Annotated in this window: 10 protein-coding genes; all 10 read right to left on the bottom strand. The window is 66.2% G+C overall.

Going from position 1 to position 10,655, the window contains the following annotated elements; translation table 11 throughout:
- The 10 genes from VGR67_02435 to VGR67_02390 all read right to left on the bottom strand — a co-directional run bounded on the left by VGR67_02435 (window position 1) and on the right by VGR67_02390 (window position 10,603).
- Window positions 1-1,605 carry a GspE/PulE family protein gene (locus tag VGR67_02435; protein HEV8335257.1) on the bottom strand — a complete coding sequence of 535 codons (1,605 nt, stop codon included), beginning with the start codon at window positions 1,603-1,605 and terminating at the stop codon, window positions 1-3.
- Window positions 1,606-1,723: 118 nt separating this feature from the next.
- The gene (locus VGR67_02430; GenBank protein HEV8335256.1) at window positions 1,724-2,941 is read right to left on the bottom strand and encodes a type II secretion system F family protein; all 1,218 of its coding nucleotides are present in this window, start codon (window positions 2,939-2,941) and stop codon (window positions 1,724-1,726) included.
- A gap of 16 nt (window positions 2,942-2,957) precedes the next feature.
- Window positions 2,958-3,686 (bottom strand): secretin N-terminal domain-containing protein, encoded by a 729-nt coding sequence (locus VGR67_02425; protein HEV8335255.1) that lies wholly within the window; start codon window positions 3,684-3,686, stop codon window positions 2,958-2,960.
- A gap of 141 nt (window positions 3,687-3,827) precedes the next feature.
- On the bottom strand, window positions 3,828-4,271 hold the full coding sequence (locus tag VGR67_02420; GenBank protein ID HEV8335254.1) for a hypothetical protein: 444 nt from the start codon (window positions 4,269-4,271) through the stop codon (window positions 3,828-3,830).
- A complete protein-coding gene (locus VGR67_02415; GenBank protein HEV8335253.1) occupies window positions 4,271-4,849 on the bottom strand; it encodes an RNA polymerase sigma factor in 579 nt (192 codons plus the stop codon). Before VGR67_02415 ends, VGR67_02420 begins: the two co-directional genes overlap by 1 nt.
- A 240-nt stretch (window positions 4,850-5,089) precedes the next feature.
- On the bottom strand, window positions 5,090-6,229 hold the full coding sequence (thiL, locus tag VGR67_02410; GenBank protein HEV8335252.1) for a thiamine-phosphate kinase: 1,140 nt from the start codon (window positions 6,227-6,229) through the stop codon (window positions 5,090-5,092).
- A complete protein-coding gene (lon, locus tag VGR67_02405; GenBank protein ID HEV8335251.1) occupies window positions 6,183-8,594 on the bottom strand; it encodes an endopeptidase La in 2,412 nt (803 codons plus the stop codon). The genes thiL and lon overlap by 47 nt, the downstream gene beginning before the upstream one ends.
- A complete protein-coding gene (locus tag VGR67_02400; protein HEV8335250.1) occupies window positions 8,591-9,034 on the bottom strand; it encodes an Hsp20/alpha crystallin family protein in 444 nt (147 codons plus the stop codon). The genes lon and VGR67_02400 overlap by 4 nt, the downstream gene beginning before the upstream one ends.
- Window positions 9,035-9,125: 91 nt before the next feature.
- Window positions 9,126-9,584: a transcriptional regulator NrdR gene (gene nrdR, locus VGR67_02395; GenBank protein HEV8335249.1), complete on the bottom strand. Its 459-nt coding sequence runs from the start codon at window positions 9,582-9,584 to the stop codon at window positions 9,126-9,128.
- The gene (locus tag VGR67_02390) at window positions 9,581-10,603 is read right to left on the bottom strand and encodes a lysylphosphatidylglycerol synthase transmembrane domain-containing protein (protein HEV8335248.1); all 1,023 of its coding nucleotides are present in this window, start codon (window positions 10,601-10,603) and stop codon (window positions 9,581-9,583) included. The genes nrdR and VGR67_02390 overlap by 4 nt, the downstream gene beginning before the upstream one ends.
- Between the last annotated feature and the right edge of the window lie 52 nt (window positions 10,604-10,655).

Below are 10,655 nucleotides of genomic sequence, written 5' to 3'. Positions count from 1 at the left end.
CTACTCCACGAAGGTCACTTTGTTGATTTCGCGCAGCGTCGTCACGCCTTCCAGGGCGCGCGCCACCGCCACGTCGCGCATGAAGACCATCCCCTCTTCACGGGCGGCCCTCTTGATCTCGGCGGCCGATCGCCGATCCAGGATCAGCTGGCGGATCCGATCCGACATGTCGAGGATCTCCGCGATCGCCATCCGGCCCTTGTAGCCGGTGCCGTTGCAGTCCAGGCATCCCTTCCCCTCCTGGAACACGTGCTCGGCGTACTGGTTCGCGTCGATTCCCGCCTCCTCGAGGATCGGCCGGGCGTAGCGCACCGGATGGCAGCACTTCGGGCAGTTCAGGCGGACGAGACGCTGCGCCACGATGCAGTTCAGCGCCGACACGAAGTTGTACGGCTCGACTTTCATGTTCAGGAAGCGGCCGAGGACGTCAACCACGTTGTTCGCGTGGACGGTGGTGAACACCAGGTGGCCGGTGAGCGCCGATTGGATCGCGATCTGCGCCGTCTCCTCGTCGCGGATCTCCCCGACCATGATCTTGTCGGGGTCGTGCCTCAGGATCGACCTCAGCCCGCGGGCGAAGGTCAGCCCCTTCTTCTCGTTCACCGGGATCTGCGTGATCCCCTGCAGCTGATACTCCACCGGATCCTCGATCGTGATGATCTTGTCCTCGATGCTCTTGATCTCCGACAGGGCGGCGTACAGCGTCGTCGTCTTGCCGCTTCCCGTGGGTCCGGTCACCAGGATCATCCCGTACGGCTCCCGGATGAACTTCCGGAGCTTCTTCAGGTCCTCCGCGGTGAACCCCAGGACGTCGAGGCGCAGCTCGGCGAACTCCTGGTTCACCGACTCCTTGTCCAGGATTCGGATCACGGCGTCCTCGCCGTGCACGCTGGGCATGATCGAGACGCGGAAGTCGATCGCCCTCCCCCGGATCTTCAGCTTGAAGCGCCCGTCCTGCGGGATCCGCTTCTCGGCGATGTCCAGCTCCGACATGACCTTGATCCGCGAGATGATCGTAGAGTGGAACTTCTTGTCGATCGGCTCCATCGCGTTGTGGAGGACTCCGTCGATCCGGTACTTGATCATCACCTCCCGGTCCCGCGTCTCGATGTGGATGTCCGAGGCGCGGCGCTGGAGGGCGTTGAAGATGGTGGTGTCCACGAGCTTCACGATCGGGCTCTGGTCCGACGTCAGCTTGTCGATCGTGAGCTGGTCCTCGCCGTCCTCGTCCTCCTGCACGAGTTGGAGCTTGAACTCCTCGGTGGCCTCTTCGAGGACGCGCTGGGACGACTCGCTCTTCTTCAGGATCTCCTGGATGGCCGAGGGGCTTCCGACGGTCGGCACGATCGGGCGGCCCAGCAGGAGCTCCAGCTCGTCCATCATCAGGACGTTGCTGGGGTCGGAGATCACGACCACCAGACGGCCCTCCTCCATCTTCCAGGGGAAGAAGTTGTAGCGGAACATCAAATCGACCGGAATCGACCGGAACAGGTCGGCGTCGATCTGGAATTCCTTGAGATCGACGTAGGGCACCTTGAGCCGCTCCGCGATCCGCTGGGCGTGGAGATCCTCGGAAAGCGTCTCGTCGCGCTTCCGGTCGGCCAGCGGATCGCGGGACTCCTCCCGGGTCACCACCGGCGCCGTCTTGGTTTCCTGTCTTGCGGCCACGATTCACCTCGTCGGAAGCTCCCGGCTCCTCGCCGGGATCCGCGTTCGGGGGCGCCTAGCGCCCTTGCATGCCGTAACTCTTGATGAGGGGCAGGTAGATCGCCAGCAGAATCGACGCGATGATGGCCCCCATCACCACCAGCATCACCGGCACGAGCAGCGCCTCGATCGTCTGCAGGCTGTTGTCGATCTCTTCGTCGTAGAACTGCGAGACGTTCTCCAGCATCTCCTGGAGGGCCCCGGTCGACTCTCCCACCTTGATCATCTCCAGGGCGAGGTCCGAGAAGAGCCCCGTCTCGTCGAGCGACTGGGCCAGGGCGTTGCCTTCGCGGACCTTGCGCGACACCGCTTCCAGGCGGCTCTCGAAGACGCGGTTGCCCGCGGCCGGACCGGCGATCTCGAGCGAGGTGACGAGCGGGATCCCGCCGGTGACCAGGGTGCCGAGCGTCCGGGCGAAGCGGGAGGCGCAATACTTCTGGATGATGCCGCCGATGAACGGAATCCCCAGCTTCCAGCGGTCCACCGCCAGCATGCCCGAGGGCGTCCGCCGCCAGGCCGAGAAGGCCAGGAAGCCCGTGAGGGCCGCCGCGACGATGGCGATCACGTGGTTCTGCACGAAGAGCGAGGCGCCGACGAGGATCTTCGTGATGAGGGGCAGGTTCTCGATCCCGCCGAACCCCTCGTAGATGGTGGCGAACTTGGGGAGGACGTAATAGATGAGGATTCCCACCACGACGAAGGACATGAAGAAGAGGATCGCCGGGTAGATCAGCGCCGCCACGACGCGGCCCTTCAGGGTCATCAGCTTCCTGGAGTGCGCGATGTACCGCTTGAGGACCGTGGCCACCTCCCCGCTGCGCTCTCCCGACGCCAGCGAGGAGGAGTAGATCTTCGGGAAGAGATCTCCCTGGGAGTCGAACGCCTCGGAGAGGGCGGCCCCCGCCTTGACCTGGTCCCGGATGTCGGTGAGGGCCTTCCGGAAGATCGGATTCTTCCGGCGCTCCAGCAGGACGTCGAGGCTGGAAACGATCGGCAGGCCCGCCTGAATCAGGGCCGCGAGCTGCTGGTTGAAGATCAAGAAATCCTTCATCTTGATCTTCTTGCGGCCCATCGCCGGGAAGAGCCCGAGCGCCCCGCCCTTCTTCCGGATGGAGAAGATGAGATAGTCCTTGCGCTCGAGGTCCTTGCGGAGGGCGTCGGCGTCGTCCGAGACGTAGACCCGCTCGATCACGTCCCCTTCCACCGTTCCCATCCGGCAAACAAATTCCGGCATCGTCCTTCCTCTCTGCCTAGCGCTGCGTCGACGCGGAGATCGTCATGAAAAGCGCCCGGGAGCTTCCCTCCATCTTCGACGCGCCGAAGATGTAGAGCTTGTCCTCCTTCAGGTTCAGCGCCGTGTCGAGGACCCGGGTGTAGGTCGCCTCCGACGATTCGGCGTCGCGCGAGCGGTCGCGGCGGTCCAGGACCAGCCGCTTGAACCGCACCAGTTTCTGCTCGTCGATCGCGTAGTCCACCGCGAAGCTGATGCGGTAATCCTCGCCCAGCTCCGCACTCGCCTTCTCTCCCTCGCTGCACGGCACGGTGGCGCTGCCCAGCAGCCGGTAGTCCGACCATTTCGTCGAGATCTCGTTGAGCTTCTGGATCACGCCGCGAATGCGGGGCGAGATCGTCTCGGGAGGTTTCTCGGCCGCGGTGGCGAGGATGAGCTGCAGAGCCACCGCCACGCTCTTGGGAGGCAGGTCGTAGCTCTGGATCAGCGCTTCGATCTTCTTGAGCGTCTCCTCGTCGTCCGTGACCGCCAGGGTCCTGAGACGAGGCTGCATCTGCACCGATCCCCGCTGCGAGAGCAGCGGCTCGATCAGCAGGTAGACGTCGTTTACGTCCTTGAAGCGGACGGTGAAGAGCTGCGTCGGGAGATGCGGCCGTGGCGCCGGGACCGGATCCGACAGGACGGGAAGCGTGATGAGAAGGAGGAGCGGCAGGCCGACCCGGACCAGCCCTCTCGGGCGAGGTGTCATGATTCCCTCCTTCGCGAAGATCTACAGCGTCGCGTCACGGCCGTAAATCGGCCGCGGGTCAACCCGGGCCTCCGGAGCGCGCGGCGGCAATCAGGCCGCGGGTCAACCCGCCGGGCGCAGCGTGATTTCAGGGGCGCGATGCTAGATGTCAAGGCTCTCGTCCACGATCAGGATCACCTCGGTGGTATCGGCGGCCTCGCCGACGCGGAAGGTATAGACCCTGGCCGAAGCGGAGCGCAGGTCTTCCAGCACCGGCCGCGGCGCGCTCTCGCCGCGGCGCGCCGCGGCGGCCGCCGGCGCCGGCACCGGGCGCGTGGGGCGCACGGGGCGCAGCGTCGGAGTCGCGAGGAAGGCGGCAACGAAGACGGCCGCGGCCGCCATCGCACCCGCCGAAGCTCCCAGAAACACGGCGCGGAAGCGGCTCGCGGCCGGCGGGACCGGAGCCTCCGCCGCGCGGAGCCGGGCCCGGACGGAGGGCCAGAATCCTTCCCAGAACTCTTCGGGGGGCTGGGCCTGGCCCAGCACCCGGAAGAACCGGGAGGGATCGCCGCCAGGGCTCGGATGCGTCGGTTCCGGCTCGTCCATCATTCCTCCGTCCCGTCCTTGCCGCGGGCGTATTCGGGAAAAAACCTGCGAAGCCCTTCCTGCAGAACCTTCCGCGCCGCGTGCACGTGATTGCGCACCGTCGATTCGCTCATTCCCAGGATTTCCGAGACGTCCTGGGTGCTCATTCCCTCGATTTCCCGCAGGACGAACGCCGCTTTCTGCCGGGAGCCCAGCCGGCGCGACAGGATTGCGAAGATCCTCTGAATCTCGCCGGGCTCCGGATTCTCCGCCGGGCGAGCCGTTCCGGCCAGCTCTTCCAGCTCCCGGGCGTCCATCCCCCGGGCCCATTCGCGCGACTCCCGCTGCCGGGCCGCATCGAAGGCCAGGTTCACGGTGATGCGGTGGAGGTAGGCTCCGAACGACCCTCCTTCGCGGTACCGCGGCAGCGTCTGCCACAATCGGACGAAGACCATTTGCGCGATGTCCTTCGCCTCCTCGTCGTTCCCCACGATCTGGCGCGCGACGCGAAAGACCTGCGCCCGCCGCGCCAGGACCAGCCGTTCGAAGGCCTGAAGGTCCCCCGCCTGGGACTTGCGAATCAGGTCCCTCTCGTCCATCCGGGATCCTCGGAGCGAGGAGAGCTCCGGAAGGGGCGAGGTAGCTCATCCTCACAAACGGATTGGGGTCGTCCGGCGTCTAGGCCTTTTTTCGGGATCGGAGCCGGTCTGTTTAGAAGCGCAGCCGGAGACCGCCCGGCCATGGCCCGCAAGGCTCTCATCCGGCACGATTTCCGGCTGACTATTGTACCCTGCCCGAAGGAATGGCGAAAAAGGGGGAAGGAGGGAGAGCGTCGAGCTTTAACGGCGGCGGGTCCCACCGCCGCGCAGATGGTCGTGCCCGGCCGGGATCAAAGGGACCGCCTTTCCGGCGGAGACGGCCACCAATCGCTTCGGGCTCGAGGTGAGAACCCCGATCCGCGTGATCCGGGGCGCTCGCGCCAGGCGCTCGAGCGCCTCGATCTTGCGGGGAGGGACCGCGAAGAGGAGCTGGTAGTCCTCGCCGCCGTGGAGGGCCATGCCAATCGCCGCCGCTTTCCCGCGCAGCCGGAGCGCGGCCTCCGAAACCGGAAGACGCTCGGTCTCGATCCGAGCTCCCGTCCCGCTCGCCAGGCAAAGGCGATGGAGATCGGTGGAGAGCCCGTCGCTCAGGTCGATCGCCGCCGAAGCGATTCGCCGGCGCGCCAGATTCCGGGCCAGCGTATAGTCGGGAGCCGGCGCGAGATGGCTCCTCAAGGCGGCCGCGGCGAGCCGCGCGCCCTGTCCCCTCCGCGCCGCCCGCTGCCCCGTCAGCCGCCAGCCTTCCTGGAGCAGCTCCAGCCCCAGGGCCGACCCGCCGAGGGATCCGGTGACGAACAGCAGGTCCCCGGCTCTCCCGCCGCTGCGCAGAAGAGGCTTCGTTCCCCGCGGCAGGCTCCCCGCCAGGCAGATGTCAACCGCCAGAACGGGCGAAGCCGTCAGGTTCCCTCCCACGAGGCTCACGCGCCGGCGACGCGCTTCCGTAGAAAGGCCGGCGAGGAGCCCCTCGAGATAGCGATCGGGAAGGTCCTGCGGCAGGAACAGGCTCAGCAGGAACCAGCGCGGCCGCGCCCCCATGCCGGCGACGTCGCTGAGGTTGACCGTGAGCGCCCGCGCTCCCAGAAGCTCCGGAGGATGGGTGGAACGGCGGAAATGGACCCCTTCCACCATCTGGTCGGTCGTGAGGACGAGGTCTTCGCCCCCGGAGAGCCGGACGCAGGCAGCATCGTCCCCGATCGCCACGCGAACGCCGGCGGGCGGAGGCGGAAAAATCCGGCGGATCCGGCGGACGAGACTTTCCTCGCCGGCGGCGCTCCATCGAGACAGGCGGAGCTCCTTTGCCGCGTCGGTCGGCGAATGCGTCAGGTGACGGGGATCAGACGGCCGCGTACCGGCCTGGATCCGGGCGATCGCGCCGGGCATCCCGTCGATCGGTCGGCGGCTCGAGCGCCAGGGGGAAGACTTCCTTGACGTCGGAAACGAAGTAGAGCGCCAGGCCCTTGCGGACGTCGCGCGGAATCTCTTCCAGGTGCTTCCGGTTTCCCTCGGGGACGATGATCGCCGGAATCTTCGCCCGGCGCGCCGCCAGAATCTTCTCCTTGAGCCCTCCGATCGGCAGGACGTTGCCGCGCAGGGTGATCTCCCCGGTCATGGCCACCATCCGGTTGACGGGCTGATCGATGAACGCGGAGAGCATGGCGGTCGCCATCGTGATCCCGGCCGAAGGTCCGTCCTTGGGGATCGCTCCCTCCGGGACGTGGACGTGGACGTCGTGCGTGGCGAAGTAATCGTCCGCGATGCCGAACTCGCGGGCCCGCGAGCGGGCGTAGGAAAGGGCCGCCTGGGCCGATTCCCGCATCACGTCTCCGAGCTGTCCGGTCAGGATGAGCTTCCCCTTCCCCGTCATCGTGGTCGCTTCGACGAAAAGGATGTCCCCTCCCGTGGCGGTCCAGGCCAGTCCGGTGGCGACCCCCACTTGATTCACCTTCAAGGCCGCCTCCGGCGTCACCTTCGACACGCCCAGATAGGTCGACAGGGCGGAAGGATTGATCCGGGTGGCGGCGCTCTTCCCTTCCGCGACTTGGCGGGCCACCTTGCGGCAGACCTTGGCGATCTCGCGCTCCAGGTTCCTCAGTCCCGCCTCCCGCGTGTAGCCCGAGATGATCCCCCGCAGCGACGAATCGCTGAAGGCGATCTGCTCGGGGAGCAAGCCGTTCTCCTCGATCTGCTTCGGGATCAGGTGGCGCCGGGCGATGTGCTGCTTTTCCTCCTCCGTGTAGCCGGAGAGATGGATCACCTCCATGCGGTCCCGGAACGCGGGGTGGATCGGATCGAGCAGGTTCGCCGTGGTTATGAACATCACGTTGCTGAGGTCGTAGGGAACGTTCAGGTAGTGGTCGCGAAAGCTGACGTTCTGCTCGGGATCGAGGACCTCGAGCAGCGCCGACGAAGGATCGCCGCGGTAGTCGGCCCCGATCTTGTCGACCTCGTCCATCATCAGGATCGGGTTGGCCGTCCCGGCCTGGTGCAGGCTCTGGATGATCTTCCCCGGCATCGCCCCGACGTAGGTGCGCCGGTGGCCCCGGATCTCCGCTTCGTCGCGCACTCCTCCCAGGGAGATGCGCACGAACTTCCTTCCCAGGGCCCGGGCGATGCTGCGGCCCAGCGACGTCTTGCCGACTCCCGGCGGCCCGACGAAGCAGAGGATCGGCCCCTTCATCTTCTTCTTCAGCTTGCGGACCGAGAGGTACTCGAGGATGCGCTCCTTGATCGGCTCCAGGCCGTAATGATCCTCGTCGAGGATTGCCCGGGCCTTGGTCAGGTCCAGGTTGTCCTTGCTCTGCGCCGACCACGGCAGCGAGACCATCCAGTCGAGATAGTTCCGCACCGTCGCGGTCTCGGCGGAATCGGGATGCATCCTCTCCAGCTTCTTGATCTGGCGCTCCACCTCTTCGAGGACCGCCTTGGGCATGCCGGCTTTCTCGGCCTTCTCCCGGTACTGCTCCACCTCCTCCGCCAGCTCGTTCCCCTCGCCGAGCTCGGTCTGGATCGCTTTGAGTTGCTGGCGCAGGAAGTATTCGCGCTGGGACTTGTCGATCTCCTCGCGGGCGTGGGTGTTGATCTCCTGCTGCATCGTCAGCAGCTCGATCTCCTTGCCGAGGAACTCGTTCACCTTCCTCAGCCTTTGGAGGGGCTCGACGATCCGGAGAATCATCTGGGCGTCTTCGACCTTGAGCTCCAGGTTCGAGGCGGTGAGATCGGCGAGGCGGCCGGGGTCCTCCAGGTTCGAGGCGATCACCATCACCTCGGAGGAGATCGACTTTCCCAGGGAGGCGCTCTTCTCCAGGCACTTCTTCACGTTGCGCATGAGCGCCTCCTGCTCCAGCGAGGGGCCGCTCACCCCCGGCTCCGCGATGCGCGTGATGCGCGATCGGAGATAGGGCAGGCCGGTCTCGAACTCCTCCACCTTCGCCCGGCTGACGCCTTGCACCAGGACCCGGACCCGGCCGTCGGGGAGCTTCAGCATGCGCATGATGACCGCCACGGTGCCGATCGGGTAGAGGTCGGTCTCCGCCGGCTCCTCCACGTTGCTGTCCTTCTGGGTCAGCAGGAGGATCATCCGGTTCTCCGCCAGCGCCAGATCCACCGCCTTCAGCGAGCGCTCCCGGCTGACCGAGAGGGGGACGATGATGAAGGGGTAGACGACGAGATCCCGCAGCGGAAGCACCGGGAGGTGCTTGGGGATCTTGAGCTGGTCTTCCGGAAGATCGGCCCGGTAGCTCGTCATGCGGTCTCCTTGATGGGGATCGCGACCTCCTCCCCGCGGCGGTTCGGCACCTTGGGGAAGGTGATCTTGAGCAGTCCATCGCGGTAATCGGTGAGGGCCTGGTGCGTGTTGATGGGCGTGCCCAGGCGGACGACCCGCTTGAAGGAGCCGAATCCCCGCTCCAGGCAGTGGAACTTCGCTCCGGGCCGCGGCTCCGTCCGGGGCTTGTTCCCCCGGAGGATCAGGTTGTTTCCGTTGACGGAAAGATGGACGCTTCCCGGATCCACTCCGGGCAGGTCGAACTTGAGCACCAAGTCGTTCGCGCCCTCGTAGATGTCGACGTTCGGAGTCCACGAGGCGGCCGGGTCGCTGCCCTCGTGAAGCTCCGAGAGGTGCTCGAAGAGACGGTTGATCTCGTTCTGGATCCGGTTCAGCTCGAAGAACGGACGAAAGGTTTCCATCGGGAGCACCCCCCGGGCGGATTCGCCGCCTAATATAATGATGGGGGTGAAGGGATGCAAGACTTCGGAGGCGGCCGGCACGCGATGGGGGCTATTTCCTTTGTCCCAGGAGCGTTTTCAGCTCCTCCATGAACTCGTTCAGATCGCCGAACTGACGGTAGACGCTGGCGAACCGGACGTAGGCGACCTGATCCAGGTCCCGCAGCCGCCCCATGAGCCTCTCCCCGATGGCGGCGGCCGGAAGCTCCTTTTCGGGGCTTTCCTGGAGGAGGTTCTCGATTTCATCCACCACCTTCTCCAGGACGCTCATCGGAACCGGCCGCTTCTCGCAAGCCTTCACCAATCCGGTCAGGAGCTTGTTCCGATCGAAAGGTTCGCGCCGGCCGTCTTTCTTCACCACCATGTAGGGAATCTCGTCGACGCGCTCGTAGGTGGTGAAGCGGCGGGCGCAGGAGAGGCACTCCCGGCGTCGGCGGACCACGCGCCCCTCCTTCCCTTCGCGGGAATCGACCACCTTGTCTTCGGCATGTCCGCAGAACGGGCACTTCATCGCGCCACCGACTCTTCTTTTCGGACCATCTTCCCCACCTGCCCGAGTGTCAGGCCCTCCTTCCAGATCAGAACCGCCCCCAGCGCCAACACCGGGATCACGGCCAGGCCCCACTGCGCCCAAATGGCGGCCAGCGCCAGATCCTGGCCGATCCCGAAGAACGTCACCAGGCAGAACAGGCCGGCCGCCTGGTAGGCGCCCAGCCCTCCGGGCGTCGGAACGGCGATGCCGCCCGCCAGGAAGGCGATCAGCAGGAACACGTCGGCAAAGTCCAGCCGAATCCCGAAGGCTCTCAGCCCGGCCAGGATGCTCAAATCGATGATGCACCAGGTGACCAGCGTCAGAATCATCGAACCCGCCAGGGCGCGTCCCCCCTTGAGCACCTCGAAGCCGCGGACCACGGCGTGGAAGAAATCCACCACGCCGCGCGCCCAGCCGCCGGGGCGGGTCCACGCCTCCAGCCGATCGAACAGGTGGGTGCGCAACAGCACGATGGCGTACAGTCCGATCACCGCCGCGAGAATGGCCGCGCCGACCACGATGCCCCAGGAGCGGAACTGGTGCATCCATTCCGAACCGCTCGCGGGGAGGCGGGAGGAAAAGCCGATCAGGTAGACGGAGAAGAAAAGCAGGACGGTCAGAAAATCCATCATCCGGGCGAGGGCCACCGTGGCGATCACCGACCCCTTGCTCATCCGCTCCTTGACCGCGAGGAGAACCGGGCGCGCCAGCTCCCCCACCCGCCCGGGCAGGACGTAAGAGACCATGAAGCCGATGACGGTGCAGTTGAACAAGCTGACGAACGGCACGCCGCGCCGCAGGTGGCCCAGAAGGACGCGCCACCGCAGCGCCCTGACGGCGAACGTCAGAAGGGACAGCGCGACGGCGACGGCCAGGTAACCCGGGCGCGCCTGGCGCAAGGCCGCCCAGACCGCCTTCGGATCGGTGCCGCGGAAGCAGATCGCGATGAGGACCAGGGAAAGGACTATGCTGAGTCCCACACGGATCAGGCGCTTCATCGGAGACCCGGTGCCTCGCGCCGAGGGCCGTGCGGTCCTCAGTGCAGCGCGT

Source organism: Candidatus Polarisedimenticolia bacterium (genome assembly GCA_036004685.1).
Classification (GTDB): Bacteria; Acidobacteriota; Polarisedimenticolia; order Gp22-AA2; family AA152; genus DASYRE01.
This window is presented reverse-complemented; position numbering and strand designations above follow the sequence as displayed.